Source organism: Nonomuraea sp. NPDC049400, from assembly GCF_044466425.1.
GTDB lineage: Bacteria > Actinomycetota > Actinomycetes > Streptosporangiales > Streptosporangiaceae > Nonomuraea.
This window is the reverse complement of record NZ_JBITMP010000082.1, coordinates 1-26,858: the sequence shown is the minus strand read 5'-3', so window position 1 is coordinate 26,858 and position 26,858 is coordinate 1. Positions and strand designations below refer to the sequence as shown.

Below are 26,858 nucleotides of genomic sequence, written 5' to 3'. Positions count from 1 at the left end.
TATCCACCTTCTCGAAATGGAATATCGGACACTACCTTGGTCATCGTGCCGTACGCCCCTTTCGAGGGCAACAAGTGCTGGTCAAGCAACGATCTTTCGTTATCCGGTCACCGTCACTTCCTGATCGCACTCAGTGAAGTGGATAAGCACACGTTCCGAGCTGATCACAACTACCCTGACTCGGTTGCCCCGCGGCCGTGATCGGCGACACTATCGGCAAGCCCTCGAGAGGCATCCCCAGGAGCTCAGATGTCAAGCAGCAGGCGATTCGGCGTGATGCGTCCAAGCGGTTGCTTCGTCGTAGACCGTGCCGGTGTCGTAGATAATGACGGTCTTGAAGCAGTCGTACATAATGCCGACAAGCCGGTTGGCGTCGCGGTATGAGCTCGTCACCAAATCATCCTGCAAGCCCACCCCCCGCTCGACTCCTCGGCGCCCAGCGGCTGGCCGCGCTCCGCAAGGAGTGCAATCTCACCATGGACAAAGTCGGTCCAGCGTGCGGGAAGGCGTCGTTGTCCTCGGTCTGGCGCATCGAGTCGGGACAGGTGAAGCCCCGGCAAGCCACCTTGCAAGCGATGCTTTCGCTCTACGGCGTACATGATCCGCATCAGCGGCAGTACGTGTCCTCCCTCATGGCGGGTTTGCGAGAGCCCGCCTGGTACGACGATCCTGATGTGCCGTTGGCCCTGGCCACCAGCTGGGACCTCGAACAACGTGCCGCCGAGCTCCGCACCTATCACCTCAAGTACATCCCGCCGTTACTGCAGACCGAGGAGTACGCCGATGCCCTGTGCGAACGCATGTCCCATGCTCACCAACCGATCCGTGAGGTCGCCAATGGACTGCTGAGCAACCGCCAGGCGCTGCTCGATCGACCTGATGCCCCCCTCTACTGGGCCCTGATCGACGAAGGCGTGCTGCTGCGCTCCATCGGAGGTCTCCAGGTGCAGCTACACCAGCTCAACGCCCTCATCGAGCACGCCAAGCGGCCAAACGTCATCGTTCAGGTCATCAGCCTGAGGGATGCTCCCTTCGTGCCGGACACCGAGTCGTTCACCGTCTGCCGCTTCTCCGATCGCACAAGCCCGGACGTGGCCGCCGCACACGTTTTCGCCACTGATCGCCTGACGCCGACGCATGAGATGGCGGCCGAGTCTTACAGGATCGAGTTTGTGCACGCGGCGGCCCGCGCCAGTGAGCCGGGCCGTGACACGCTGGACGTTCTTCACCACCACCGGGACATGTTGGCCAGGACTCTGAACTGAACTCCTGAGCTGGCGACCACGGCGTTCGGAGCCGAAGTCACGCCCAAAGACTTGGCGCATCGCGGGGCAGCCCGCACTGTCAAAGATGATCATCGATCTCGGCGGTTTCGTCCCGCGCGAGCCGCACCAGGCAAGGAGTCGGCTGGGCAGGAGAAAGCTGCGATCGAAAGTTGGGTGCCACCGGGCATCGACACCAGAAACCCCACCTCTGGGCATCTATCCCTACGTTGTCGGTGGAAAGGACTACTTCGAGGCCGACCGCGAGGCCGCTGAAGTGATGCTGGCCGGCAGTCCGTATCTGGGCGTGAGCATGCGGGTGACCCGAGCCTTCCTCCAGCGGGCTGTCAGGTGGCTCGCTGACCCCAGACGGCGGCAACATCGACCAGTTCCTCGACATTGCCGGCTTCCCCACCGCACGTGCACGAGATCGCCCAGAGCGTGAACCCCGCAGCTCGCGTGATCTACGTGGGCTACAACCCGATCGTCCTGACATGCGCACGTGCCTTGGTGGCCGGCAACGACCGAGTGCGCCTGGTCGGCGGGGACATACGCCGGGTCGAGGAGATCTTGTCCCATGTCGATGTCCAGAACTTCCTGGACTGACGTCGACAGGACACAGTGCTCACGGATTAGCGGACCCTACAGGCCGGTCCACCACCAGGCGTTGACCGCACAGCCCTGTCGGGCCCGCGCCACGAACGCCCCACCTCCTGCGTGGACTTGCAGGCGGCAATAGCGCGGTTCCGCGATGGACGGACATGATCCGCAAGGCGCGTCAACGAGTGGCGCTGCACGGCAGGACGGATGCTTTCCCCCCTGGCTCGGTGAGCACACAAACCCGGCGATGCCATGAGTGTCAATCAGTTGACGTCATTGGCAAGTAGTTGACACGAATTCAGGATGGTGGCATGACATTTCCCCTCCTGGTGCGCGCCGATAGTCGAGGCCACCAGGCAGACGCACTGGTTCGATTCGTGGAATGAGAACCCAATCGACCGGTCCATGGCCGAAAGACGGCGCAAGGACAACGGCTGGATATGCCGCTACGTACTGAACACCGACACCGGCGAGCTCAGATCGAGCCCAATTACGGCTACGACCACGGCTTCCCGATCAGCGGTGGCTGGCCCGGCGACTTCTACCTCGTCGAGCGGGACCTGTCGACCACTATCACCGCACGCCGCGCCTCCTGCCCGCCTTCCGCCCCCACGAGCTGACATTCGAGGAGGCCACAGCCCTACTGGAGGCGACGGTGCCGCTAGCGCAGGACCGACAGCCTTGGTGCCTGTCCCCGACGGCGGCTGGGACTGGACGCCGCAAGCGGTTAGCGCCTACGGCCGGGTCTACCTGCTGGCCCAGATGTACGGCTGCTCGCCCGAGCACGTCGAGCACGAGCTGGCAAAGGCAAACCCTTCCGCCGTCACCTTCGAACAGGTTATGAAGCACTGTCCCGAAGCGATCGACCCGGCCTGGTGGGTCATGTCGGACGCCGAGTTGGACGCCGTCGCCGCAGCATGGTGCGGTGGGCTGGGCTTCTACGGCTCCGGCGACTCCACCCCGTTCAAGGTGATGGACGCCTACGCAGCACCCGTCAGCGGCCGCCCGAACAGCTACGTCCCGCATGTGGTCAATGCCCCGCAATGGCCTGCGGCGCCTCCCCTCGGAACGCCCAGCCGTCATCAAGCCCCGACGCCTTCCCGGCGCCGCCCGAGCGTCTGCTTCCGCTGCTAGGGCCGAGCGTCCCTTGTCTGGAATCATCCAGAGGATGAGCAACTGGCACGCATCAATTACCCTGACTTTCAGTCAGAGTCCATTTACAGGGACATCGCAAGGTCGCTACCATAGCTGGACGCCAGCTTCCGGCAACCCTCACGGGTGGACGGAAGCAGGCTCGCTCATGGGATCCAGAGCGTCATGCGAGCATGAGCGTGGCACACGGGATTTCCCTCGCTCAGGAGCCCGGTTGCGCAACTGGGCTCCTTTCGCCATACACATGCCCATGCCATGCATATGCCAGGGAAAGCATTATCCTTTGAACCCATGTTCCTATCACGCATCACATTCACGCGTCCCCATGTGCGAGGTGGAGGATCGCTGGCTGGGCAGGATGTCCGATGCCTAGATGACAAGCCAATCTTCGCGGGACGTTTCCCACTGGCTGATCATCCTGTCTCGGGAGAAGGAGCGAGGGCGTGATGTCGTCGGATGATCTCTGGTCGGCTGTGACATTGGAAGGTCAACTGGAGCGTTTCCTCGACCGGACGCGAGATCATGAAGCGGCGTTGAGAGCACGACGCGTTTCTGGCACCTCGATGTCCGAGGACTCTCCTGGTGGGCTTTTCCGAAGCGATGTCGTTGCGGATGAGCACCAGGGTGGCCAGCCTGGCGAGGACTTGTCAGTGGAAAACACTGGCAGGGCAGGCGCTCCAACCAATAGCCCGCCGTTGCTCGGAGAGTCTACTGGCGGTCTCAGGGATACATTCTCCACATATACCTTCACCTTTGGGCACGAAGGCACCGCGCTGGAGCAGCGGTCACAGGCGAGTACAGCCACCATCAGCCCGCCCGGTGTCGCCTACAACGGAGAATTCATACCGGAACGCACCCTCGACAGCGATGAGCTCGGCCGCCGACGGTGCCAGCAACTCTTTGATGCCGCCATGGCGTTGTTGGAAGGCCATCAAGCATTGCTGGCCGGTCGGCGGGATGACGCCCGCGTCGAGTTCGCCAGAGTCCTCACCGCCCCCCTTGCCCAAAAGGGCCTCTACTTGTCGAGGTCAGCTCAGCTAGGGCTGGCGCAAGTAGCCGAAGCCGAAGGAGATCTGTCCACGGCCATTGACCGCCTGACCTCCCTGTATGGCCTTTTGCCGGAGCATCTCTACGAACCCGATCAGCAAGAGGCTGAGCAACGCACCGAGATTGCCATCACGCTTTGTCGGTGTCTGCGGGAGGCGGGGCGCCTGGCTGAGGCGATCCAGGTGGGCGAAGCGGCCCTCGCTGTCGATGCAGCTCAGGGATGGAGTGAGCGGTCTGTTGAACTGGGGGCGAGCGTTTTGGACGCGCACCTCGAGCGGTGCCCTGGACCGACCGCAGGAGAGGTGACCATCTGCCACATGTTGGCGGCGTTCCTGGTGGAGGCCGCTGAACGGCTTGACACTCCGCGTGCGCTCAGCACGGCCTACGCGTCCGCTGCGGTGGTCGCGGCGATGGCGGGAGAAGCGGAGCGCAGCCGCCACTTCGATCGGCAGGCACTCGCGGCCAGCCACGAACTGCGCGACCTGCGTCCGGTCCGGGCTCGCAAGATACAGCTGGCCCGCACGCTGTTGCTGACCGCTCCAAACGAGCCCGGTCACGCCCAACAGCACGTGCGCCAAGCGCGCGGCACGCTGAAGGTCGCGAGCGGTGCCATTGACGCGGCCTATCAGCACCTGGTGGAAACGCACATTGATCTGTTGATAGGTCATCCGGCCAAGGCCGCGAAGCACGCCGAGGAAATCGCCCGCCGCCACCCGACGGCCCGTTGCCTCACCGTCGCCGCGCTGCTGTTGCAAGGCCAGGCCCTTCGCGCTTGTGAGGTGCCACAAGCTGCTGCTGAGGCGTACGTCGCGGCGGGCGAGGTGCTGGAGCAGATGACGGCGCCGGGTCGGGCCGCACAGGCGTTTGCCGATGCCGCCTCAGCGCTGATGGCGTGCGGGGACGTGGACGCCAGCACCATCACCTATCAGCGGGCTTTGGACGTTGTGGGCCTGACAGGGATATAAAGCCCGCCTTGCGGGCGTGGCGCTGTTCCCAGGATTGGCCAGATACCCATGCGCTCGACCCGTCACTACTTAGGTCGTCTCCAGCGCAGCACGAGAGCCCCATCCAGGAGCGCCACGGGATACGGGATGGTCAGCTTGCATTGCCCCTGGACGTAGGTACTCAGCCGGATGGATGGCAGTGGTGTGCCGCTCTGGTGGGTGCGAGGTCGATCGCGGGGTTGCGGTCGAAGAAGCCGACGGGCTTGAGGGTGAAGCCGATGTGCTCGACGGGCATCACGGGGAAGTCCTCGGGCCGGCAGAAGTGCGTGGTGCCGACGGTGTACCAGAGCACGATGTCGGCGTCCACGACCGGCCGTCCCGCGGCCATCCATTCGGGCAGCCCCGCGCCGCCGGGGTGCTGGTTGGGGAAGTCGCCCGCCGCCCTGCGCTCACCGGCGGCGAACGGCGTCACCCACAGGTGCTTGGTCGCGAACGCCGCCCGCCTGCTGATCGCCGCCCCTTCGTCGGCGAGCAGCACGGGACCGACGTGGGTGGGGATCAGCTTGTACGCGACGGGCTCCCCGACGGCGTTCAGCGACCCGTGGTTGACGATCTTCCAGTGGCGGCCCTTCTCGGGAGCGGCCATGCGCTGCGCCTGCGTCTCGGTCCTCAGCAGCGTCGCGGTCGCGGTGAAAGCGTTCCCGTACGGGTTGCCGGGCCCTGGAGGGACGCGGGCGGCCTCGACCTCGTACACGGAGTTGAGCGGCCCGTCGAGACACATGTCGAGCCTGAAGTTGAACAGGTGCTGGTGGTGCGGGCCGGCCAGCTCGGGGGTGACCAGGTTCGCGTACGGGGCCGTGGTGCCGGGGACGACGGCCTGCGTCTGGATGATACCGGTCAGCTTGACCTCGGCCTGGATGGTGCCGTCGAGGTAGAAGTACCAGAAGAAGCCGTACTCGTAGTTGCCGACGGTCGCGACGAACGACACGACCAGCCGCCGCGACCTCCTGACCTCGCTCTGGCCTGACGCCATGTCGTAGTGCCGCCAGAGGATGCCGTGATCCTCCTCGTGCACGCAGATCGCGTTGCGCAGCGTCTCGGGCACGCCGTCCTCGTTGACCATGACCGCATCGAGATAGACGATCTCCCCCAGGCAGTCACAGCCCAGCGTGAGACTGTTCGCAACAACTCCGAGGCCGACGTCACCGACATCGAAGGCATTCTTCCACCAGTGGTTCATGCTGGTCGAGCCATACGGGACGATCATCTCGGACAGGCTCGCCCGGTAGACGACGGGGCGGACGCGCTCGCCCTCGACGTAGCAGATCTCGTACAACACGAGGCCCTCGATGGGGTGCATGGACGCCCGCAGCCGCCACGGCCCCCAGCGCAGCGCGCCGTCGTCCACCGTGAAGCCGGGCCCCTCGGGCTGGACGATCTGCAGCGGCGCCAGCTCGCGGGCACCCCCGTCATAGCGGCCCGACCCGCGCGGCACCGGGACGACCTCGCCGTCCTGCAGTTCGACGATCTCGCCCGTGTCGCGGTCGAGCAGCACGACGAGGTTCTCGATCGGGTGGGCGTAGGCGTTGTCGCCCGGCCCGTCGAGCACGTAGGCGACGCAGCGGGCGAGCCTGCGCCCCTCGCCGTCCACGGGCAGCCCGAAGTTGCTCGCGGGCCAGGCGTCGATCTGGACCATCGACATGTCGGTGACCCCGCGCCTGGCGCACGCGGCCTCGAACCCCGGGTCCTTGCGCACGGTCTCGGAGTTGGCCAGCCACTCCTCCAGCATGATCGGCGGCTGCGCGGCGGGGGCGTACTCACAGGAGACGAGCCCACCGTCGGGCACGGAGACCGTGACCATGCTGGTCCTGCCGAGGTCCTTCTCGTACGTGACCACGGTGACCTCGCGCGGGAGCCGCGTGCTGGACCAGCCGAGCACGGCCTCTTTGGGAGGTTCGGCGAGGGCGCAGTAGGCGATGCGCGCCCCCGGGCCCACGGCGCCGGAGGTCAGCGCCGCCCGGCAGGCTGCCGCGGCCTCCTCCTCGGTGAGCGGTGCGAGCGGGTGACGTACGGTGGCGCCGGTCGACGCGGCGCTGTCGGTCTGGGTCATGGTGGTGGCCTTCCGTGGTGAGGACCTGAGGACCGGTGAGGAGCGGGATGTCGTCCCTAGGTGGGCGCGCCGTCGGTGTGCCGGGCCTGGATCGTGAAGATCGCGACAAGGGTGATCGCGCCACCAACCAGCGCATGGACGGTGAGCACGTCACCCAGCCAGATCACGCCGATGGCGGCGCCGAGGACCGGGATCAGATTGAGGGTGATGCCGGCTTCGGCGATGGGGACGTGGCGAATGGCGTAGTTGTAGGCGAGGCTGGGAGCGGCCAGCAGCAGGCCGCCTGCAGCGGCGGCGATCCAGGTCGACGGCGCGAGGTGGCTGGCGGTGACGGTGATCGTGCCCGGCTTGATGATGATCGCCCCGGTCGCGATGGTGGTCACCCAGATCGCGCCGAACCCAAATTGCCAGGCCGTAAAGGTGATCACGTCCGGGCTGCTGGTGCGGCCGACCCAGGCCGTGGCGGTGGAATAGAGGGCGGAAGCGGTCGTCGCCGCGAAGGCGGCCAGGACTCCAGGAGACAGGTGTAAACCGGTAGACGCGCCCGACAGCAGCCAGAGGCCGGGCAAGCTGAGCATGAGTCCGATCCAGGCGGCCGGTCGCAGCCGCTCATGAAGCACCAGCACGCCGAGCAGGGCGACGATAACGCTCTCCGATGTGAGCAGCAGCGAGCCGTCGGCGGCTTGGAGCCAGGTCAGGGCCAGCGCGAAACAGCCGACGTTGGCCGTCGGTTCCAGCGCGGCGAGAAGTGCGATCCGCCGCAGGCGCAGTACTCGTCGGTAGCCGCGCAGCACGACCACCGTCCAGAGGAGGACGGCGGCGACGGTCACCTGGATCGGCAGCAGGATCGCGACGGGCATGTGGTGGGTAATGGCCAGCGAGGTCACCGGGGTGTAGGCGGCCCAGGCGCTCGCGGCGCCGAGCAAAGCCAGGTGCGGGCCTGGACGGCGCCGTGACCGCGGACGGTGGCCGAGTGGCTGAGGGGCGGGTGTCTGGCTTGGCGCCAATCGATTCGCGCCTGTCATCGCGCATGCCCGGGTCGGCGATGCCAGCGGCTCGCGGGCAAGGCCCTGTGTCGCAGTATGCGCCCGGCGGGGCGAAGCCCGCCCGCGATGGCGATGCTGGCGAGCGGCGGAAACAGCGCCCGTCCCCAGGCGGAGACGATCAGACGGGTCCTCATCCGGTCGGGCGTGATTATCTCGAGTGCAGGGCTCGCTATGGCCGCGCCCGTGCTCATCTGGCCTCCGTAGACGGCGAGATTCGGTACATGCCGGCGGCCAGGTCGGCCAGGTCGGTGTGCTGGCCTTGCCACATTGCGGCGTGGCCGGGATCGAACCCGTACAGGTCGGCGCGGGCCGGCGATCCGGGAGGCTGGACCCAGAAACGGCTGAGCGGGTACAGCGCCACCATGGGAAAGTCGACCGGCTCGGGGGCGACGGCGCTCACCAGCGGCGCCAGTTCGCGGGTGCGGTCCAGGATGCGCCACTCTCGCGGGTCTTCCACCTGAACCACCAGCCGTCGACGGTTGGCGGTGGACCATGCGGCGCGCAACTCTGCGGCCACGTAGATGAGATAGGCCAGCGCAAGCGGGCTGTCGGGACGAGCCATGTCGATGAGGTGGCGGCACAGCCATCCCTCGCGGCTCACCCTGTCGAGGAGCTGTTCGTAGCTCGGCAGCCGCCCGCCGGCCAGCTTGCGGCGCAGCCACAGCGCCACCCGCCACAACTCCGGCCTGACCCGTATCCGAATGGAGCGGCCACCTGCGCTGGCAGCTCGGGCAACGGCGATCTGGCGACGCGTGACACGGTGGTGGCGCTCGAAAGCCGTGTCCATCCAACGGGCCAACGACGGCAAGGGCAGCCGCCCATCATAGGCGGGCCCAAGCCCATACAACGGGTAGCTCAGATAGGGGCTGTCCATGAGCAGAGTGACGGGGACAGGGGTGGGAACGCGTTTGGCAACGGCGGCCGCTAAGCTCCCCAGCCGTAGCGTGCTTTCCACCTCGGCCAGCGTGGACCGGGGATCAGCCTCGATCGCGATGATGTCCTCGTCGATGTGCATGCCGCGATTGCCGGTGAACGGCACCCGGCGGTCGCTGGCGGTAACGGCGACCACGCTGGTGCCGCTGAACAGGCACACGCCTGACAGAACAACCACCTCGCTGAGCGCGCGCACGGTAGTGGCGGGCGGGGTGCCGCGAGTCCAAACGTAGTGGGTGGTGGAGTCGAGGTGGAGGCCGCTGTAGATGGTGTGGCTGTCATGGCCGGGGCGCAGGTCCTGCTCGACAAGCGCGTCGTGGGTGAGGGCATCGGCGGGGCTACGGTCCCACAGAAAGGCCAAGCTGGCGTTCACACGATGGTCAGCTTTGGCGACTGCCCGCGCCCAGGCCTTGGGCGGGTTGGTGACGGGCACCTGGTGGAGCCCCTCGGTGAGGTGGCGTGTGCCGTTGGCTGGATGCAACGGCAGGCTGGTGAGGTGCGGAAGGTCGTCGAACCGTGGCTGCAGCAGATGGAGGTGCTCTGGCACGCGACTCGAGGAGGTCAGCGGGTCGATGCCGTGGCGGGTGGCAGGTGCGGGGATGGCCCGTGAGGCGGGCGTTGGCCTCGATGACATGATCACAGATGCTCCTTGGGAGTTGGCCGAGCGCTGCCTGACATTGGCGAGGCCGGACGGGCAGGCGAGTCAGCAGCAACGGCATCCGCCAACCACTGCGGGGCCGGCGGCGGGCGTCCCGAGGCTCGCCGGTCAGTTCCGGGACGTCGCTGGTGCGGCTGCGGCAGGTGATGCGACCCATCAGCGCGTTGGGGCGTGCAGAGTGCCGGCGTGCGCGATGGAGAGTAGGGTCAGGGCCGCTGGGACGTCGTCGCGCGATAGTTCTGCATCAACGGCGAACTCTTGTCGACGAACGGCAAGAAGGCGACCTCTCGTGCGCGCGGGGCGCGGCACGTGTGAATGCCCGACGGGCCGTCGCTGGTGGACTGGGCAGATCAGGGGGCGAGCACCGGCTGCGGTGCGCGCAGTTCGGTGCGGACCTGCTCAGTGGACAGCACCCGCCCGCACCAGTCCGCGACATACTGCAGGGCCATCGCGTGCTGGTCGGGGGAAAAGGCGGCCACCGCATCGCTGACGACGAACGGCTTGATATCGCGCATGAACGCGTCAACCGCGGTGGCCTGCACCCCAATGTGCGCATACACGCCACAGATGAGCAGTTGATCGCGTCCGAGTTCGGCCAGCGCGTCCTCCAGCGGCGTGCCGTGGAAAGCCGAGTACCGCCGCTTGACGATGACGTGGTCGGTCGGGCGCGGGGCCAGCACGGCGGGCAGATCGGTATCGGCGGGGTCCGCGCTGAGTCCGGGTCCCCATCGGTCAGCCAGCAGGCCGCGTTCGTGCGCGGCCTGTCCGCCCGGTTGCACCGAATACAGCACCGGAATGCCGCTCTCGTGGCATGTCTCTCGCAGCGCCAGCGTGTTGGCGAGCAGGTCGGCGAAAGGCGGCGCTGTGAAAGCCAAGGGGCGCAGGAAGTAGCTCTGCATATCGTGCACGAGGAGCGCGACGCGCCGCCGATCAGTGGGCCAGGTGAGCAAGCCGTCGGTGGGGGGTTGCGGCATGGGATAGGCGGCGACGGTGGGCAGGGACATCAACAGGGGATCCTTTCTGGGTTTCCGAAAGAGAAGGCCGCAGGACTCGCGCGGCAGGATGAGGCGGGCAGTTCCAACCCGTGGGCAGCGGGGCCTTTGTGGGCAATGGCGGTTGGGCGCCCCGCCCGCGTGGGTTGCCACGAGGGCGGGCAGAGGCGCTAGGTGCGGCGCGTCCGATGCCGACCTTTGGGGGCTCGCCGATCGCCAGGGTGGCGGCGACCGTGTCGGCCATCGCCGTGAGCATCACCATCGAACAGCCAGCGATTGGCACCACCATGCGGCCGCCGGTCACGTGTGGCGCGGGCGGTCGCGTGGTCGTCCGGCGGTGACGTGCGCCAGGCCCGGTTGTCATCGCCTGCACGGTATTTCTCTGTGATCGTGCGTGAATGATGTCACGGCTGCCCAGGCCACCGTGGGGGTCAACGGCAGAACGGATGCGGGCATCACACATCGACCCGCCGGGCGACCTCGGTGGCCCAGTACGTGAGGATCAGATCGGCCCCGGCGCGCTTGATCGCGACCAGCGACTCCATGATCACCCGGTCCCGGTCGACCCAGCCGTTGGCCGCGGCCGCCTCGATCATGGCGTACTCGCCGCTGGTCTGGTAGGCCGCCACCGGTACGTCCACTTCGTCGCGGACGCGGGTGATGATGTCGAGGTAGGCCATCGCGGGCTTGACCATGACGGCGTCGGCGCCCTGCTCAAGGTCGAGTCGGACCTCGCGCAGGGCCTCGGTCGGCGGTCCCGCGGGGTCTTGCTGGTGGGTGCTGCGGTCGCCGTACTGCGGCGCGTTTTCGGCGGCGTCGCGGAAGGGCCCGTAGAGGGCGGAGGCGTATTTGGCGGAGTAGGCAAGGATCGGGATGTGCTCGTACCCGGCTTTGTCGAGGGCGGCGCGGATGGCACCGACCTGGCCGTCCATCATCCCGCTGGGCGCCACCATGTGCGCCCCGGCCGCCGCCTGGGCGACGGCGATCGAGGCGTAGCGCTCCAGCGTGGCGTCGTTGTCGACATCGCCGTCGTCGCCGCGGATGCCGACGAGGCCATTGCTGGTGGCCCCGTCCAGGTTGACGTCACTGATCAGCACGACAGTGTCGCCCACCTCGGCGACGAGGTCGCGGAGCGCCACCTGCGTGATCCCGTTGGGGTCGTCGGCCGCTGACCCGCGCGTGTCCTTTACGGCGGGCACGCCGAACAGCATGATCCCGCCCACTCCCGCCTCGGCCGCTTCGACGGCGGCCTTGCGCAGCGAGTCACGGGTGTGCTGCCACACCCCGACCATGGAGGCGACCGGCTGCGGCTCGGAGATGCCCTCGTGCACGAACAGCGGCTGGATGAGAGTGCCGGGGTGGATGTGGGTGGTAGCCACCAAGTGGCGGAGCGCCCGGGTTCGGCGAAGCCGCCGCGGCCGCCGCGGCTGATGCTGGAAGGGGGACGTCATCGGCGTCGTGCTCCGATCGCGCTGTCCAGCGTGTGATCAACGCGCTGAACGAGTTCGCGCGGGGCGCGCTTGCGCCAGTACCCGGTGGTGGGTCGAGCGATGATGCCCGCGGCCCGCATCTGGCAGAGCTGGACGGCCGTGTGGATGGCCACGCCGCCGGGGTCGACGACGTGCAGGCCGCCCAGCTCCTCGACGCCGAGGTGCGCGAAGATCACATTGCTGATGCCCTCGGCCGGTACCAGCCACTGCGCGCCAGCTTTGGCCGCTGCTTTCGCAGCCTCGGCGTACGCCTCCATGAGCGGGTCGAAATCTTCCTTGGCAAGGGCGCGCTGGACGAGCTCGGGGCCTTTTTCGATCACCTGATAGTCAGCCAGGTCGGCGCCTGCGGCGGCGATGTTGGCGGTGATCGGCTCTTTCAGGGGCCCGAACCCCAGGAGGCCAAGGCGGTGGCCTTCCCTGCGGGCGAGGTGCCAGGTCGCCTCGCCGTAACCGACCACGGGGATGGAGGCGTCCACGCGGGCCGCGGCAAGGCCGGGGTCTTGGCCAGCGCCGCTGATCCAGGCATCAAAGCCGGCCTCCTCGGCCATGATCGCGGTCTTCGCGAAGTAGTGGCCGAACCGCAACCCGAACTGTCCGTAACCGACCAGGTGTTCGGGCAGCATGCCGTCGTAGGTGCCTGGCGGTAGACCGTGAATTTCGACGCTGATCTTTTCGGTGGTGTCCAGGCTGGCGATGGCCTTGGCGGCGTGCTCGGCATACAGCTTGTCCAGCAGGGCCAAGTGGTCCGGGTGGGTCTGGTCGGCGTCGCCGACGACGACGTGCTTTTGGTACCAGAGGAGCATGGTGTGCCTTACCGGGTGAGGAGCGGGGACGGGATGGTGTCGAGCAGCGAGGCCTCGGCCAGCCAGTCGCGTGCGGCGACCGGGTCGGCCGCGATGGCGCGTACTCGGGTCACGGCGGCGTCAAGGGTGCCCGTGTCGCCTTGCTGAACTCCGGCTACGCGGGCCTCGCTACGAGGGATGATCTTGTCGAGCAGGATCTTGCGGCGGCGGGCTGCCCAGCCTTCAAGGGCCGCGGTGCTGGCCGCGCCGCCCAGCACCGCGGCGAGAACGCGGCCGGCCTCGATGGCGTCGTGGATGCCGGCGTTCATGTTGAGCCCGCCAGCCGTCGAGGTCAGATGGGCGGCGTCGCCGACGAACAGGATCCGGCCGCGCCGGAAGGCGGGCACCACCCCGCGCACAAGCCGGTAGGTGTGCGCGTCGACGACGCGGAGACGCTGCTGGCGCAGCGGCAGCGCCCCGCGGGTGAGCGCGGTCACCATCGAACGGGACGGCGTGACCTCCAGCGGGACGCGGAAGACCATGCGCCAGTGATCGGGCAACTGGAGCAGGCTGCACGATTGCTGCACGTCACGCACATAAGTGAGCGGCGCCAGGCCCGGCACCCACTCCTGCAGCGGTGAGGTGGTCAAGACGCGCAGCGCCTGCGTCGGATAGACGGAACGGGGGAACGGCAGCCCGAGCAAGGTGCGCACCGTGCTGTGCGAGCCGTCGGCCGCGATCACGTAGGTGGCCTCTTCCCAGATGTGACCGGCGCGTACCCGGACGGCGGACCCGTCGTCGGTGATCTCGGTGACGCTGGCGGCGAAACGCACGTCTGCTTGCGGGTAGGCGCTGAGTGCCGTCAAGAGCAGCGGGGTGAGCAGGGACTGGTCGGCGTGCAGCCGGAAGGGATGCTTGGTGAGGCCGGCCAGTCTGCTCATGTGCATCTCGGCCAGCACGGTTCCCGGTCGGTCGCGCCACTGCATCCAGTTGACCACGTGCCCGCTGGACACCAGTGGTGAGGCGAGACCCAGCTCGTCGAGGAGATCCAGGGTGGCCGGGTGGAAGGTACAGGCGCGGGTGCGCTGATTGAGTCCGCTGTCGCGTTCGAGGACCGTGACCGGCACACCCGCCTGTGCTAGGACGAGCGCGGCGGTCAATCCGGCAGGGCCAGCACCGACCACGATCACCCGCTGGCTTCGTGCGGGCCCGGTCACGGGGTCAGTCCTTGATCGACGAGGCGTCGCAGCGCCCACGGCAGCCGCTCCGGCACGATTGGGCCCGTCTGGCGGGCTAGCCACCAGGCGCCGCAGAGGTTGGAGCTCAATAGGACGCGCTTGTTGCCCGCGCCCAGCAGCGGCAGTGCCCGCAACGTGGCCATCCCAGTGCCGGTGCACAGCAGCACGGCATCATCCGGGAGACGGGCCCGCTCGACCTGGGCAAGGAGATCGCTGGTGCTCACCTGGTACGGATCGTGCGTCCCGTCGGTGGTCTGGATGGTCACGACCCGCACGCGCCGTATGCCGGCCTTGCGCCAGTAGGTGCGGGCCCGCTCGGTGAGCCACTGCTCGTAGGGGGACAACAGCACCAGCTCGTCAACGCCGAGCTGGTGCAGGACGTGCCGGGTGGCGAGGGTGGCCGTGCTCACGGCTAGGCCGAGGGTAGAGCTCCACTCGGCGCACGTGGCCTCATCCCGCACGGGGCCGAGGAGATACTGCGAGCCGCTGCAGGCCACCATCAGGCCGTCTAGGGCCAGGTCCCCGAACGTGCTGATCATGTCGGGGACGAGGTCGGTGTAGGCGCTCAGCCGATCAGCCAATGGCCAGCCGTCCAGGACGGGGAAGCGGGTGGTGTGCACGGCGCACGTCCCTGCGAGCAGGTCGGTCGTCTCGGGCTCGGCCGAGGGATTGGCGCAGGGCACGATCAGCCCGACGCGGCCGTGCGGGTGAGGCTTGTCGGCCGAAAGGTGCTGGATGGTGGGAAACGGGTGGGTCACTGTGTCTCCTCCGGCGTTCCGAGGGCGAACAGGGTGGCCAGGCTCGCCGCGAAGTGGTCGCCGCGGACCGATCCGGCGTGGTCGGCGAGTCGGGCGATGGCAGGTTGGAGGAGCGCCAGCGTCACCCGCTGCACCGTGGCCGCGACCTCGGTGCGAGCAGCGGAGGTCAGGTTCGGGGCCCGGCTGTACAGGCGGCTGAGCTCGGCCGCGGCAATGTTGTCGGCTTTGCGGTAGAGAGCGGCGGCCAGCTCGGTCGCCGCGCCGTCGGGGGGAGCAAGCGTTGGAGACGACATCAGCAGCCCGTCTTCGCGGCAGCGGCGATGGCGGCCTGTCGTTCGGCTTGCTGCCGTGCGGCGGCGGTGGCCTCGCTGATCGTCACATGGATCTGCTCTGGAGCGATGCCCAGCAGGTCGACGGCGACCTCGATCAGGGCTTGCCGGTATCGATCGCGTTGATCATCAGTGGGATCGGCGCCTATTGCGGCGGTGACGAGCATGGCACGTGGTCCTTGTTCGGGCGAAGGGGTTCGGAAGGCGCGGAGGAACCGGCTGGTCGTGCCGGTTCGTTGCGGTGATGGCGGCGACCACATCAGCAGACGTTTTTGATCGCCACGCGAGGGCTTCGGTGAGGGCACAGGGCGGTCAGTTCGCATGCAGTGCGTGCAGCAGGGTGGCCAGCTTCGCTTCGGTTTCGGCCAGTTCGGCCTCCGGGTCGGAGTCGGCGATGATGCCCGCGCCGGCCCACAGGCGCGCCCGCCGGCTGTCGACCACGGCACAGCGCAGCGTGATCGCCCACTCGCCATCGCCGTCAGCGTCCTGCCAGCCGACCAGTCCGCCGTACCAGCCGCGCTCCACCCCGCTGCCGCTTTCCAGCTCGGTGATGAGTGCCCGGGCCGCAGCGGTGGGAGTGCCGCAGATGGCGGGGGTCGGGTGCAGGGCGGCAGCCAGGTGCAGGGCGGTGGTGGCCGGGTCAGTCAGGGTGGCGGTGATGGTGGTGCCCAGGTGCCACAGGGTGGGCGTCGCCTGCACCTGCGGCTGCTCGGGCACCTGCAGGTCGTCGCAGAACGGTGCCAGCGCAGCCGCCACCTGTTGGACGACAAAGTGATGCTCGCGCTGATCCTTGGCCGAGGCCAGCAGGCCGTCCGCGGCTGCCAGGTCAGCCGCCGGGTCGTGAGGGTGACGTCTTGCCGAGCCCGCCAATGGGTTGGTGGTCACGGTACGGCCGCGGCGGGAGATCAGCAGCTCTGGGGAGGCTCCCACCAGGGAGCGGCCACGGCCCAGCGGCACCGCGTAGACGTGCCGACCGCGTCCGCCCAGATGGATCAACAGGTCGGTCAGGCTGATCGGGCGGCTACTGATCGCCGTAAGTGCGCGGGCGAGGACGACCTTGTCGGCTTCGCCCGCGATGATGCGGTCGCGGGCCCGGCGTACAGCCGCGACGTAGGCGGCCGCGTTCGGGCTGGGGACCAGCTCCCAGCTGGCGTGGCCGCAGCGGAAGCACGGCCGCGCGGGCAACGGATCGTAGCGGCTGACATCGTCGGCGAAGATCATGCGGCACGATTGGCCGTCGAAGCTGATCGCGCCGAGGGCCACGCCCCCGCCGCGCTCGTCCAGCCCGCCGGCCACCGCGCCGGGCAGCTCGGCCAAGCTCACGCCGGTGAAGGTGAGCCCGCCACGGGCCAGCAGGGTGTGGTCGAGGCCGGAGATCAGCACATTGCCGGGCCGGTAGTCACGGATCGGCGCCGCGACGTGATCAGCAACGGTGGGCGCCTTAGGTGGTAACAACAAGTGGGACATCCTCTTTCTCCTTAGTGCGGTGGAGCGGTCCGGGGCTATCCGGTCAAGCTGGCGCCGCCGTCGACGGGCAGGATCGCGCCGGTGATGTGCCGGGCGGCGTCGCTGGCCAGGAATGCCACGGCGTTGGCCACGTCATCGGGCTGGGCCAGGCGGCCGAGCGGAATGCCAATCTGGTATTGGCTGGGGGTGCCGGCGATAGCGCGGTCGGGGTCGTGCAGCACGCGTAGCATCGGCGTGTCGGTGGAGCCAGGCGCGACGACGTTGCAGCGAATGCCGTGCGCGGCCACTTCCAGGCCGAGGCAGCGGGTCCAGTGAAGCGCCGCCGCTTTGGCGGCGGCGTAGGCGGCCAGCCGGGTGCGCGGCACGCGGGCGGCGTCGGAGGCGACGGTGACGATCACGCCTTGCCCGCGCGGGACCATGGCCCGAGCCATGGCGCGCGAGACGAGAAACGCCCCGTCGGCGTTTGCGCGGAACATGCTCTGCCACTGTTCGTCGCTGGTGTCCAGAGCCGGTCCGGCGTGTAGCCGACCGGCGACGTGGACACAGATGCCGATGGGCCCGACGTCCTGTTCGACGGCGGTGACCAGGTGGTCGACGGCCGCCGAATCGGCGATGTCGGCGGGGTAGACAACCGCGTCGGGCAGCACGGTGGTCAGCTCGCTCAGGGCGTCACCGTCGACGTCTACGGCGACCACGGTGGCTCCGGCCTGCAGCAGCACCCGGGTGACGGCACTGCCGATGCCGCCGGCGGCGCCGGTCACCAGGGCGATCTTGCCGGTGACGCCCGGGACGATCGAAGACGGGGCGGGTGCGGCAGGGGTATCAGTGGGCATGGCGATCTCCGGATCGGGGAGAGGCGGCGGACTCGAGGGGGTGGAGCCGCTGATGGACGGGGCGTCGCGGCGTAGGCAGGGCGGGCGCGGTGTGCAGGATGGTCGCGGCCAGGGGGTCCAGGTCGGGGTGGCAGCTGCAGGGGCGGGCGATGGCGCCGGTGGCCACCGTGGGCCAGGCCGCGGCCAGCGACGATGGCGGCGACGGGGCCGGTGCGGGGGTGGGGAGCTGCGCGGCGTGGGCCTCCTGCATCCACGTCTCGGCGGCCTGGGCGGCTTGGACGAGCGCCGTGTGCAATTGCTGCACTACCTCATGGGGAACCGGCGGCGCTGACGTGACCTGGGGCGGGGGTGGGCTCGGCGCCGGCGTGGGGCGGACGGTCCGCGCGGGAGCGGGCGTGGAATCGGGGACGGGCGCAGGGGCGGGGACGGGGGTCGAGCGGGCGGCGCGCCGGACTGTCCTGATGCTCCGCAGCGGCCTGGCCACGGCGAGCAGGCCACACAGGCCAGCCAGGGCCAGGCAGCTGGCCAGCACGGACAGGTGCCCGGCCGCAGGAGCGGTGAGGAAGGGGTGGTCCAGCAGCACGCTGGCACCGGCCACCCCCAGGGCGCCCCCTGCCTGGCGGGCGGTCATGCTGGCTCCGCTGGCCAGAGCACTGTGGCCGGGAATGCGAATGTCGCTTCCCACTGCGGCGGCGATGGCCGACAGCATGCCGAGCCCGACCCCTAGCACGGTCAGCGCGGCCAGGGGCAGCATCGGGTCGGCGTTCGTCCGCAGCGCCCAGGCCAGCACGGTGCCGGCGGCAACGGTCAGCATCGCGCCGGTGTAGGCGACGGCTGATTCCCCCCAGCGTCTGCTGGCCAGGCCCGCGAGCGGCCCGGTCAGCAAGACTGCGGCCGAGATCGGGCACAGCAGCAGGGTGGCCCACCAGTGGGTGAAGCCGGCGTGTGCCAGATAGGAGGGAGCGACGGTCAGGATCGGGATGGCGATCGCGCCATACATCACCGACAGCAGCCAGCCCCACCGGAAGCGTGTCTGCTGCCACAGCAGCAGCGGCACGGCCGGGCGCGGGTGCGTACGTGAGCGCCACAACGCCCACGCCAGCCCGACCAGGCCCACGAGCGCGGCGGCGAGAATGCGCCGCGAGGTCCATCCCCAGGACGTGCCCTGACAGATCACGAGCACGGCGGCGCCGATGCCGATGGCCAGCAGCAACGCGCCCAGCATGTCCGGCAGCCTGCCGGCGACGGGCCGGTCGGCGGGCAGCGCGGGCAGCAGGCACACCAGCGCGGCGGCCAGCACCAGAGATGGCAAGAACAGCGCCCGCCAGCCGAGCTCGGCGATCAGCGCCCCGCCGCTGGCGTGCAGCGCAAGGGCGCCCATGCCTGCTGCGCCGCTCCACCAGCCGATCGCCACCGGCCGGCGTGGCGCGGGCAGATGCGTCACCAGCAGGCCGAGCGATGCGGGGATCAGCAAAGCTGCTCCGCCGGCCTGCCCGGCCCGGGCGGCCAGCAGCGTGAGCCAGGAGGGTGCGGCCATCATGGCGGCGGTAGCAGCAGAGAAGATGACCAGACCGGCGCCCAGCACGAAGCGGTGGCCGAGCCGGTCGGCCAGATGCCCACCGACGGTCAGGCCCGCCGCGAACGGTGTCAGAAAGGCAGTGGCCATCCAGGCCAGCCCGCCCACGCCCAGCTGCCCGGCCAGCGCGTCCGGGGCAACACTGTCGGCGTGCCCGCCGGTAGCCAGGAAGGTGATCGCCATGGTCGCGGCGACGATGTCGGCCATCACCAGCAGCATCGCGGTGGCGCTGACCACCACGAGCAGCACGCCCGAGCCGCTCTCATGGTGATGGATGCCCGCGTGGGGGTGCGGTGAGGGTGCGGGCCGAGGTCGGCGCTCGGCGAGGGCCGCAGGCGCAACGTCAGGGGTTACGGACACGGGTGAATCTCCCTGCGGTGGGGTCGGCGGCCAGACGGGTTCGGCCGGGTGAGCTGTAACGGGGGCCGGGGCGCCGTGCCGCGCTGATGTCGCCGGTTGCTCGGGTGGCGGAAGGAGTGAGAGGCCGTGCCACCACCGCCTGGGCAGGTAGGACCATCGTCGGTCTCGGGCGGTGGCGGCACGGGGCACAGGAGCCAGGCAGTGTCCTAGTGCTCGAACAGGTGGTCATGGTTTCGGCCATGCCAGCGAGCAGGCTCTGCCAGGCGGCGAGGGCGGGTGCGGCTGCCGTGGTCATAGGGCCGCCTCGCGAGAGGAGACGAGCCAGGCGCTGATGGCGTTGCGCAGGTCGGCTGCCACGAAGTGGCCCAAGGTTTCGCAATCGCCGGAACCCACCGTGCCGAACGATCTGGCAGCGTGCGTCCCGTCCGGGGAGAACGCTCCGGCCGTCAAGCTGACCAGGTGACCGTCATCAACCGCGTAGGCACCGATGATCACGTGGTCAGGGCCGGGCATGGCCGCGTGCAGGGTGCGTTCGGCGATGACGGCGTGCCAGGTACGCGGGTCATGCAGCACGCGCACGCTGCTGATCACGTCATGGCGGTCAGCTAGGCATTCCAGCGCCAGGGCGCCCTGCCCCGGCAGGGGAAGGAGCTTTCCGATCGGGAAGGTTTCAGCGCTGTCGCTTTCGGGGCTGTGGCGGCGCAGGTCTGCACCCGCGCACACGATCGCGTCCACCTCACCGCGCTGGAGCTGGGCAAGGCAGTCGCGAAGGTCGGCGTCCAGCACGTGGTAGCGAAGGTCCGGCCGGAGCCTGCGCAGCATGGGCAGACGGCGTGCTGAGGTGGTGGCGACTGTGGCGCCAGGGCGCAGATCGGCCCACGGCGCGGCGGCGACAAGGACGTCACGAGGGTCGTCACGGGGCGGGGTGGCGGCCAGCGCCAGCCCGTTCTGCGGTGTGGCCGGCAGCTCTGCCAGGAGGTGCACGGCGCAGTCGATCTCGCCCGCCAGCAGCCGGTCGCGGAGCGCACTCACACCTTCGGCCGTGTCCCGGCCAGGTTCCCTTTCCCCGCCGTGATCGGAGGTGGCCTCGACGGGCACGTGCTCGATCTGTCGTCCGGTCAGCGCGTGAATCTCATCCGCGATGGCGTCGATAGGAAGGCCCGCAGCGCTGCCCAACCGCAGCCGTGTCGAGCGCTCCAGTCCGCCGGAGATCATGACAACACCTCCCTGGCAGATGCGTGCTCTCGGCGACCAGGCGCGATCGGTGGGGGCAGGTGCCCGATCGGCTCGCTGCCCGCCGATCGCGGCGACGGCGCGGTCGGCGATGCAGTCCCGGCCCTCTCATCTGGCCACCACAGGGGTGGCCGATCAGGGGCGGGCGCCAGCTCGAGCGCGGCGCGGGCCTCGTGACTGACGGCGGCTGTTGCGGCGGGAAGCATGCGTGTCTCGCCCGCGGCCATGACCCACAGGTCCGCCGGCGCGCTGACGGCCAGGCGGGCCAGGGCATGCGAGCTGGGAGCGATCGTGCCCAGCTGGCGCGGGTGGCGCCACAGGGCATCCGGCAGGGTGCGCGTGTCACCGCGATAGGAGCTGCCGCGCTGGGGGGTGGCCAGGCGTGGCAGCCAGGCCGAGGTGGAGGCGCCGGGCAGGCGCGAGCGGGCCGGCATCATGCGCGAGCGAGAGGTCATGACGGTCCTCGGTGTGTCGGCGAAAGACTGATGGAAAGGGGGCGCAAGCGCCCGCGCGTCATGGCAGGCCACAGCTGGGACGGGACAGGCAGGCCGGTGTCCATCCCGGCGGACGCGGTGGACAGTCGCTCGCGCGGTGGAGGCTCCAAGCCCGATCGCGATCGCCAGACCCAGCAGCAGCCACGCCATCACGACCCCCCATCGTTGGAGGTGGCGGTGCGCAGTTCATCGGCGAAGCGCCGGCGGGCCCGTCGCATGAGCTGTGCGCTAAGCTCACCGCCGCTCCCCCAGCGAGACATCAGGTCACCGAGGCAGCTTGCGGCGTCATCGACGATCCGGCGGTGGAGCTCGCTGAGCGTCAGGACCTGCTGCTCCAGCTCCTCGCAGCGCCGTAGCAGCACATGGGCGACGAGGTGATCGGCGTGGCGGTCGAGCCCTTCCAGATCGGCCACCCGTCGTGGCCAGCGCTGGTACCAGGAGGAAACGACCGCTCCGGCGGCCGCAGCCGCCTCGGCCACGCCAGCGTGAGGATAGGCCCGGTGGTAGTCGTCAACGCAGACCAGCAGCATGGCAAGGCTCGGCGCCACCTCGCGCATGGCCTGCGCGGCGATCGTCAGGACCTGCACCCGATGGGCCAAGTTGATCGTGCTCCATCCGCCAACCTGCAGATGACCGCGCCGCGACCGGCCCACCTGCCAGCCAACCAGCCGCAGTTCGCGCAACATACGGTGCTCACCCGCCCAGCGGTGGCGGGCCTCGAGAGCGGGATCGGTCTCGACCCGAACGCCGCCGCCAGCCAGCATGTCGACCCGGGCGGGCGTCTGCGGTGCGATCCGCGCACAGATGCGCGCGACGACCTGGCGCAGGTCCGCACTCACCATGACCGCTCCCGCGCACGAGGGCTGCCATCGTCGTCGAGGCGCGGGTGGGCGGCGAGCTGATCCACGTCGGTACCGCGCTGGGCGGTAGCCTCCAAGCGGGCGAGTGCGACGCTGACATCGTCGTGCAGCTGCGCGACCTCGCCCCGCACCTCCACCAGGAGGCTGCGCAGCACCGCAGCCTGATCTTCCGCCGTCACAGGAGGTACGACCAGCACCGGCACGGCCACGGGGGCAGCCACGCATCGGCGCATGTGCAAAAGAGCGTGGATGAGGATCGCGGTAGCAGCCAGCGCGGCCACACCCAAGCCACCGATCAGCACGCTGGCGTATCCAGTGAGGCGCTCCTCGAGCAGCGGGTGGCCAAGCACGGCGGAGGAGCTGCTGACCACCAGCATCGCACCGAGCAGGCGTGCACCCGGTAACGCGGCTACGGCACTCGCGCTATGCTCAGGCGCCCGCGCGCCCAGAGCGGTCAGAAAGGTGGCGCTCACCAGCGCCCCCACCCCGGTTCCGATCAGGCCCACCGCCAGTGCGCCCCAACCGGACAGGTTCTCCTGAGCGATGAGGAGCAGCAAGCACCCCGCGGCAGTCGAGATCGCGCTGTTGTACAGCACCGCCGTCGGACCATGCCGCCGCCCCAGCACCGCAGCGGCAGGCGCGGCCACCACGACCCCTAGCCACAGCGGCACCAGCCAGCCGGCCCCGACACCGTGCAACTGCGGCGCCGGTGCCCGCTGACCCAGCATGAGCAGCCAGAGCACGCCATACCCGCAGGCCCACAACCCGCCCGATCCGACGCCCACCATCGATCCGGCCCTCGCCGGCTCGTCGAGGCGCTTGGTACGGGCGCGCACCAGGAGACTGGCGGCGGCCAAGGCCAGCGCCGCGGCGCTCCAGCCAAGGGTGTGCAGGGAGGTCCACCCTCGCGATCCACCCCCCGTTGACGCCACAACCGCCGCAACCATCGCACCCGCCAGCATGAGCGCGCCCGCCAGGTCCGACCGGCGCACCGCAGGGTGAGCACCGCGGTGAAGGACCACCAGCACCACCAAGAGAATCAGGGCCGCCCCCGAGCCCAGCGCATACACCGCCCGCCAGCCCGGACCGCTGACCAGCACACCGGCGGCGGCCAGGGCCAGCACCGCAGCCAGGCCACAGCCAGCGATCCACCAAGCCAGCGCCTGAGCTCGGCGCGGGGTGGGCAGCTCATTCAGCACGAACGCGAGCGCGGCAGGAAGCAGGAACGCTGCGCCCGTTCCCTGCAGGAGTCGTCCGGTCAACAACAGCACCCATGTCGGGGCAGTCGCGGTGGCTGCTGCACCGATGCCGAACAGCGCCACTCCCCCGGCCAGCATGCGCCGATGCCCCAGGACCTGCAGCATGCGGCCCGCGACGCCGAGCAGGGCGAGACTGGCCATCAGGCTGAGCATGCTTATCCGGATGAGCTCAGACGGCGCGATCCCAGCGCCGATGGGGTCGACGGCCACTGCGGCCAGCAGGGGCGGGGCCGCGCTGGCGTCCGCCGTGGCCAACGCCCCGGCGGCGCAGGCGAGCATGCCCATGGTCCCGGTCCGGGTGCGGGCGTGGGCACGATGCCGGGCCGGCTTGACGACGCGGGCGACCGTGCGGCTGTGGGACGACGTGATGAACCGGTGCCCGGGCTCCTGGTGCGTGTCGGTCATCGCAGCGCCCCCGGGGGCTGCGATGACACCCGCGGGCTTGGCTCGGCCGGGGACAACCGGCGAGCCTCAGCGGGCAGACCATCCTGGTGGTCCGCCTCATCGGCCGCCCGCCATCTCGGCTCATGCGCAGCATCCGGCTGGGCTCGGTGTGCGGCACCCAGCCACGGGCGGCTGCGCACATACAGTCCGATCATCGAGTAGTCGACGCTGTGGCACCGGCCGCGCAGCAGCGTGCGCGCCTCCTGGGTGCGCTGCCCAATCGCGTACTGAGCGATGCTGTCGATGGTCACGGCCAGTCGCGGTTCGCGTGCGGTGCTGCGGGCGGCGCGTAACTGCGCAGCCATCATGCTGAGCGCGCTCAGATCGCTCGCGCGTGTGGGCCTCAGCCGCCGAACGAGCTGGCGCCACAGGGGGCCTTGGCGCTCGGCCGCCTGCACCAGGGAGTCGGGACTGGGGATCCGGCCGCGGGCCAGAGCGCGAGCCAGCCGATCGGCGACCGCCTCCAACTCGGCCGAGAGCTCCACCTCCACCGGGCGGCAGCCCCCCGCGGACGCCTGCCACCGCCGGGTGACCAGACGGATCAGGCGCTGCTGACGGTCTGCGGCATGCTCGCTCAGTTCGCGTAGTAGCCCCGCTGGAACATTGCCGTAGGCGGCCTCGTCAACCAGGGGCAGCAGGATCGCGGTATCGGGGGCGTGCACGCGTTGCAGGACCGGCACCGTGGCCGGGATGTGCCAGGCCATGCTCGCCGCCAACGATGGCAGGAGCAGGCAGGCTTCCTGCTCCCAGCGAGTCAGCCGGTCCTCGAGCAGCACCCCGCGCACAGGCTCAGCCACCGGGTCGGCCAGAGCCACGATGCGGCCGCTGCGGGTGCGCACGCATGCTCCTCGCTCACCCCACAAGGGCACGCTCGAGATCAGGATGACCTGCTTCAATTCGCGAAGGTGGGCGCGGGGCAGATGTCCCGAAACGACGACGTGAGGGCTGTCGGGCAGATGCCAACCGCCGGAGCCGATGTCGGCACGATCCGAGAGCAGGTCCTGTTGGCCCACCGCACCACACGGCCGCACGGGTGTGCGTGAGTCCCACAGGTAGTCCAAGACCTCACGCAGGCGCTCGTCGGAGCACGCTGATTCTCCTCCTGACAGCGCCCCGGGCAGTTGCGGGAGCCGCTGCCGGTTTTCCGGCGCCGCTGGTTGCCTATCAGGCGCCCCCCACCGGCCCCCTCTGGTGACCGTGGGGAGTGCCGATGGCTGCGAAAGGGTGAGAGGAGGGCGAACGTGCCGCAGCGACGGTCGATGCGAGATGGCCGCCCTTGCCTGGGCCATCGGGGGCACCTTCACGGCTTTGCTACGCGGCCGGCGTGTCGTGGACAGCAGGGTTGATGTAAAGCGTTGGGGTCCGCATCCATGGCACCGCGGCCGAACCGGCCGCCTGATACACGGCTGTGCTGGGGCGAAGGCTGCGCGAGCAGTAAGAGCTGGCCTGTGGCGAGGTCCACCGCTTCCCCTTTCCTGCGTTCGAGGTCAAACGGGACAGATGGGTGAAAAGCTCCAGACAACGGAGTGAGGGAATTGCTCTTACTGGTTGTCATGGTCGTTGTCAGGGATGCGCGTGAGAGTGTAAACATGACCAATTACAGGCGTCAGTCAAGTTTTCTGACAAGCCTTACCTTGTAATCAAGTTGTGACCTACGAGTGCCCGTGACATCCCGGAGGCCCCACGCCTCCCCCGCGCGAGAGGAAATTCACCCTTGCGAGCAGGCACACATCAGCCGGACTCCGACCCCGCCAAGCAAGCCAGCAGAATCAACGCACTCGCCATCTCGTGCGGCCCTCGGCCGCCCCCGCCCTGTCACGTCCGGATCCCCCGCCGGCAACCGTGATGGCGCTGACATTCCAGATTGCGACCTTCACCTTCACGCCTTTAGCCCCCCGCAGGTGCGGCTGGCACCCCACGTCAACCCAGCCCGGAAGGAAGAACGCCCGACGGTACACCCCGTAAATGGCAGCGCCCCGGGAAGCTCCCGGGGCGGCGCATAGAACACAAGCTCGGAGGGTTCGCGTACCGACTCCAACGTGACGCGTTTTCCTCGCCATAAACCCGCTGGCGACGCCTCAACGAGGCCCCTTTTGAACATGCCAGCAGGTTCTTTGTCATGTCTAGGAGCCACCATACAACACGCACTGAGGGTCAGCCCAGCACTGCCTCATTCGGAAGCGCCGAAAGTCCGGGTCGCCCCCCCTTCTGACATCGCTGGCATCGCGTTCTCGCGCCCATTTCAGGTCCTCAACTCATCGTCTACTGACCCGAGGCCCCTCGAAACCTGCTACATCACACGCCTGTACGCCCAGCTACGCCTCCTGGCCCCACGCGGCCGCATGCGCTGCGACGTACGCGACCCAACGACTGGCCAGTGGAGCCACAGCTACCACGACGCCGGCCGATTACCTGCCAAGCACCCGCCGGAGGGCATCTACGCCTGGTACCTCACCAACACCCACGGCGAGTACCGATTCGTCGTCTTCGACCTCGACGCGCACGGAGACGACGCAGGCGCGGTCGACCGCGACACCTGCCATCTCATCAACCTGATTCGACAGGCTGAACTGCGCTTTCTTGTGGTGGCCTCCAGCAACCGCGGCCGCCACATCTGGATCCCCGTGGACAACGCCCCCGCCCACCTCGTCAAGGCCATCGCCCACGCAGCAGCGCGCCAACTCCCCACCCTCGATATCACCCCTCTGACCAACCCCCGGACTGGCTGCGTCCGACCACCTGGCGCGCCACACCGCGACGGCGGCCACGCCGTCCCCCTGATCCCAGCCTCCGAACCACCCAACCGCGACACAGCCTGGCATCCCGCCGCGCCCACGGCCGCCGCCGCCATCCTCAGTCGGCCCGCGCCTCTTCACGCGCTCGACCGCCTGGCCCGATTGAGAGAGTTCCATCCTGTTTCCGCAGGTAGAACGGGCTGGTGTGGTGGCGGTCAGGTGTGAACGTCGTGGTGGCGAGGCGAGATCATGAAGG

The 26,858-nt window shown here is 69.0% G+C and carries 27 protein-coding genes; 7 read left to right on the top strand and 20 right to left on the bottom strand.

Translation table 11 applies throughout. The annotated features are described in order from the left end of the window. Positions 1-252: 252 nt before the first annotated feature. Positions 253-414 carry a hypothetical protein gene (locus ACIBVN_RS56440; RefSeq protein ID WP_397150485.1) on the bottom strand — a complete coding sequence of 54 codons (162 nt, stop codon included), beginning with the start codon at positions 412-414 and terminating at the stop codon, positions 253-255. Between ACIBVN_RS56440 and ACIBVN_RS56435 the strand changes: the two genes are divergently transcribed. From ACIBVN_RS56435 to ACIBVN_RS56410, 6 genes are all read left to right on the top strand, one after another. After that, a complete protein-coding gene (locus ACIBVN_RS56435) occupies positions 381-1,265 on the top strand; it encodes a helix-turn-helix transcriptional regulator (RefSeq protein WP_397150475.1) in 885 nt (294 codons plus the stop codon). The two genes, ACIBVN_RS56440 and ACIBVN_RS56435, sit on opposite strands and share 34 nt — an antisense overlap. Positions 1,266-1,350: 85 nt before the next feature. Continuing rightward, entirely contained in the window at positions 1,351-1,707 is a 357-nt protein-coding gene (locus ACIBVN_RS56430) for an SAM-dependent methyltransferase (RefSeq protein WP_397150473.1), read from the top strand. After that, positions 1,662-1,868, top strand: coding sequence for an SAM-dependent methyltransferase (locus tag ACIBVN_RS56425; protein WP_397150471.1), 207 nt, complete (start codon positions 1,662-1,664; stop codon positions 1,866-1,868). The genes ACIBVN_RS56430 and ACIBVN_RS56425 overlap by 46 nt, the downstream gene beginning before the upstream one ends. Positions 1,869-2,302: 434 nt before the next feature. After that, entirely contained in the window at positions 2,303-2,482 is a 180-nt protein-coding gene (locus ACIBVN_RS56420) for a hypothetical protein (protein WP_397150469.1), read from the top strand. 64 nt (positions 2,483-2,546) lie between these two features. Continuing rightward, positions 2,547-2,996, top strand: coding sequence for a hypothetical protein (locus ACIBVN_RS56415; RefSeq protein ID WP_397150467.1), 450 nt, complete (start codon positions 2,547-2,549; stop codon positions 2,994-2,996). A 461-nt stretch (positions 2,997-3,457) separates the two neighbouring features. After that, positions 3,458-5,026, top strand: a complete 1,569-nt coding sequence (locus tag ACIBVN_RS56410; RefSeq protein ID WP_397150465.1) for a hypothetical protein — start codon at positions 3,458-3,460, stop codon at positions 5,024-5,026. Between the two features lie 160 nt (positions 5,027-5,186). Here the strand turns inward: ACIBVN_RS56410 and ACIBVN_RS56405 are convergent, their stop codons facing one another. The 4 genes from ACIBVN_RS56405 to ACIBVN_RS56390 form a co-directional block, all read right to left on the bottom strand. Further along, the gene (locus ACIBVN_RS56405) at positions 5,187-7,115 is read right to left on the bottom strand and encodes a primary-amine oxidase (RefSeq protein WP_397150464.1); all 1,929 of its coding nucleotides are present in this window, start codon (positions 7,113-7,115) and stop codon (positions 5,187-5,189) included. A gap of 56 nt (positions 7,116-7,171) precedes the next feature. Beyond that, positions 7,172-8,140 (bottom strand): DMT family transporter, encoded by a 969-nt coding sequence (locus ACIBVN_RS56400; RefSeq protein ID WP_397150462.1) that lies wholly within the window; start codon positions 8,138-8,140, stop codon positions 7,172-7,174. 208 nt (positions 8,141-8,348) lie between these two features. Continuing rightward, on the bottom strand, positions 8,349-9,734 hold the full coding sequence (locus ACIBVN_RS56395; protein WP_397150460.1) for a hypothetical protein: 1,386 nt from the start codon (positions 9,732-9,734) through the stop codon (positions 8,349-8,351). Positions 9,735-10,102: 368 nt separating this feature from the next. Continuing rightward, positions 10,103-10,756, bottom strand: a complete 654-nt coding sequence (locus ACIBVN_RS56390; protein ID WP_397150458.1) for an isochorismatase family protein — start codon at positions 10,754-10,756, stop codon at positions 10,103-10,105. A gap of 176 nt (positions 10,757-10,932) precedes the next feature. Here ACIBVN_RS56390 and ACIBVN_RS56385 point away from each other — a divergent pair, with 176 nt between their 5' ends. Further along, complete coding sequence (locus ACIBVN_RS56385; RefSeq protein ID WP_397150456.1) at positions 10,933-11,085, top strand: hypothetical protein; 153 nt, start codon at positions 10,933-10,935, stop codon at positions 11,083-11,085. Positions 11,086-11,199: 114 nt separating this feature from the next. On the opposite strand, the gene hemB is transcribed toward ACIBVN_RS56385, so the two are convergent. The 15 genes from hemB to ACIBVN_RS56310 all read right to left on the bottom strand — a co-directional run. Further along, positions 11,200-12,195: a porphobilinogen synthase gene (gene hemB, locus ACIBVN_RS56380; RefSeq protein ID WP_397150454.1), complete on the bottom strand. Its 996-nt coding sequence runs from the start codon at positions 12,193-12,195 to the stop codon at positions 11,200-11,202. Then, a complete protein-coding gene (locus ACIBVN_RS56375) occupies positions 12,192-13,037 on the bottom strand; it encodes an aspartate/glutamate racemase family protein (protein ID WP_397150452.1) in 846 nt (281 codons plus the stop codon). The genes hemB and ACIBVN_RS56375 overlap by 4 nt, the downstream gene beginning before the upstream one ends. Before the next feature lie 8 nt (positions 13,038-13,045). Further along, positions 13,046-14,233 carry an FAD-dependent oxidoreductase gene (locus tag ACIBVN_RS56370; protein WP_397150450.1) on the bottom strand — a complete coding sequence of 396 codons (1,188 nt, stop codon included), beginning with the start codon at positions 14,231-14,233 and terminating at the stop codon, positions 13,046-13,048. Next, positions 14,230-15,012 carry a hypothetical protein gene (locus tag ACIBVN_RS56365; protein ID WP_397150448.1) on the bottom strand — a complete coding sequence of 261 codons (783 nt, stop codon included), beginning with the start codon at positions 15,010-15,012 and terminating at the stop codon, positions 14,230-14,232. Before ACIBVN_RS56365 ends, ACIBVN_RS56370 begins: the two co-directional genes overlap by 4 nt. Further along, entirely contained in the window at positions 15,009-15,305 is a 297-nt protein-coding gene (locus ACIBVN_RS56360) for a hypothetical protein (protein ID WP_397150446.1), read from the bottom strand. Before ACIBVN_RS56360 ends, ACIBVN_RS56365 begins: the two co-directional genes overlap by 4 nt. Next, positions 15,305-15,508: a hypothetical protein gene (locus ACIBVN_RS56355; protein WP_397150445.1), complete on the bottom strand. Its 204-nt coding sequence runs from the start codon at positions 15,506-15,508 to the stop codon at positions 15,305-15,307. Before ACIBVN_RS56355 ends, ACIBVN_RS56360 begins: the two co-directional genes overlap by 1 nt. Positions 15,509-15,653: 145 nt before the next feature. Further along, on the bottom strand, positions 15,654-16,808 hold the full coding sequence (locus ACIBVN_RS56350) for an isochorismate synthase MenF (protein ID WP_397150443.1): 1,155 nt from the start codon (positions 16,806-16,808) through the stop codon (positions 15,654-15,656). Positions 16,809-16,843: 35 nt separating this feature from the next. Beyond that, entirely contained in the window at positions 16,844-17,641 is a 798-nt protein-coding gene (locus ACIBVN_RS56345; RefSeq protein ID WP_397150442.1) for an SDR family oxidoreductase, read from the bottom strand. Then, positions 17,631-19,577, bottom strand: coding sequence for an MFS transporter (locus ACIBVN_RS56340; RefSeq protein ID WP_397150440.1), 1,947 nt, complete (start codon positions 19,575-19,577; stop codon positions 17,631-17,633). The genes ACIBVN_RS56345 and ACIBVN_RS56340 overlap by 11 nt, the downstream gene beginning before the upstream one ends. 291 nt (positions 19,578-19,868) lie before the next feature. Then, complete coding sequence (locus tag ACIBVN_RS56335; RefSeq protein WP_397150439.1) at positions 19,869-20,792, bottom strand: hydroxymethylbilane synthase; 924 nt, start codon at positions 20,790-20,792, stop codon at positions 19,869-19,871. Then, positions 20,789-21,265, bottom strand: coding sequence for a hypothetical protein (locus ACIBVN_RS56330; RefSeq protein WP_397150437.1), 477 nt, complete (start codon positions 21,263-21,265; stop codon positions 20,789-20,791). The genes ACIBVN_RS56335 and ACIBVN_RS56330 overlap by 4 nt, the downstream gene beginning before the upstream one ends. Positions 21,266-21,453: 188 nt before the next feature. Next, positions 21,454-22,146 (bottom strand): hypothetical protein, encoded by a 693-nt coding sequence (locus tag ACIBVN_RS56325; RefSeq protein WP_397150435.1) that lies wholly within the window; start codon positions 22,144-22,146, stop codon positions 21,454-21,456. Continuing rightward, entirely contained in the window at positions 22,140-23,828 is a 1,689-nt protein-coding gene (locus ACIBVN_RS56320) for an MFS transporter (protein ID WP_397150433.1), read from the bottom strand. The genes ACIBVN_RS56325 and ACIBVN_RS56320 overlap by 7 nt, the downstream gene beginning before the upstream one ends. Further along, positions 23,825-24,880, bottom strand: coding sequence for a hypothetical protein (locus tag ACIBVN_RS56315; RefSeq protein ID WP_397150431.1), 1,056 nt, complete (start codon positions 24,878-24,880; stop codon positions 23,825-23,827). Before ACIBVN_RS56315 ends, ACIBVN_RS56320 begins: the two co-directional genes overlap by 4 nt. Before the next feature lie 1,395 nt (positions 24,881-26,275). Then, positions 26,276-26,858 (bottom strand): hypothetical protein (locus ACIBVN_RS56310; RefSeq protein WP_397150429.1); only part of this gene is annotated, 583 nt, incomplete at its 5' end.

Coding starts and splice junctions, on each gene's coding strand:
- ACIBVN_RS56435 (WP_397150475.1), top strand. CDS start 381: ATGAGCTCGTCACCAAATCATCCTGCAAGCCCACCCCCCGCTCGACTC.
- ACIBVN_RS56430 (WP_397150473.1), top strand. CDS start 1,351: ATGATCATCGATCTCGGCGGTTTCGTCCCGCGCGAGCCGCACCAGGCA.
- ACIBVN_RS56420 (WP_397150469.1), top strand. CDS start 2,303: ATGCCGCTACGTACTGAACACCGACACCGGCGAGCTCAGATCGAGCCC.
- ACIBVN_RS56405 (WP_397150464.1), bottom strand. CDS start 7,115: ATGACCCAGACCGACAGCGCCGCGTCGACCGGCGCCACCGTACGTCAC.
- ACIBVN_RS56400 (WP_397150462.1), bottom strand. CDS start 8,140: ATGACAGGCGCGAATCGATTGGCGCCAAGCCAGACACCCGCCCCTCAG.
- ACIBVN_RS56390 (WP_397150458.1), bottom strand. CDS start 10,756: ATGTCCCTGCCCACCGTCGCCGCCTATCCCATGCCGCAACCCCCCACC.
- ACIBVN_RS56385 (WP_397150456.1), top strand. CDS start 10,933: ATGCCGACCTTTGGGGGCTCGCCGATCGCCAGGGTGGCGGCGACCGTG.
- hemB (WP_397150454.1), bottom strand. CDS start 12,195: ATGACGTCCCCCTTCCAGCATCAGCCGCGGCGGCCGCGGCGGCTTCGC.
- ACIBVN_RS56375 (WP_397150452.1), bottom strand. CDS start 13,037: ATGCTCCTCTGGTACCAAAAGCACGTCGTCGTCGGCGACGCCGACCAG.
- ACIBVN_RS56360 (WP_397150446.1), bottom strand. CDS start 15,305: ATGTCGTCTCCAACGCTTGCTCCCCCCGACGGCGCGGCGACCGAGCTG.
- ACIBVN_RS56355 (WP_397150445.1), bottom strand. CDS start 15,508: ATGCTCGTCACCGCCGCAATAGGCGCCGATCCCACTGATGATCAACGC.
- ACIBVN_RS56350 (WP_397150443.1), bottom strand. CDS start 16,808: ATGTCCCACTTGTTGTTACCACCTAAGGCGCCCACCGTTGCTGATCAC.
- ACIBVN_RS56345 (WP_397150442.1), bottom strand. CDS start 17,641: ATGCCCACTGATACCCCTGCCGCACCCGCCCCGTCTTCGATCGTCCCG.
- ACIBVN_RS56335 (WP_397150439.1), bottom strand. CDS start 20,792: ATGATCTCCGGCGGACTGGAGCGCTCGACACGGCTGCGGTTGGGCAGC.
- ACIBVN_RS56330 (WP_397150437.1), bottom strand. CDS start 21,265: ATGACCTCTCGCTCGCGCATGATGCCGGCCCGCTCGCGCCTGCCCGGC.
- ACIBVN_RS56325 (WP_397150435.1), bottom strand. CDS start 22,146: ATGGTGAGTGCGGACCTGCGCCAGGTCGTCGCGCGCATCTGTGCGCGG.
- ACIBVN_RS56320 (WP_397150433.1), bottom strand. CDS start 23,828: ATGACCGACACGCACCAGGAGCCCGGGCACCGGTTCATCACGTCGTCC.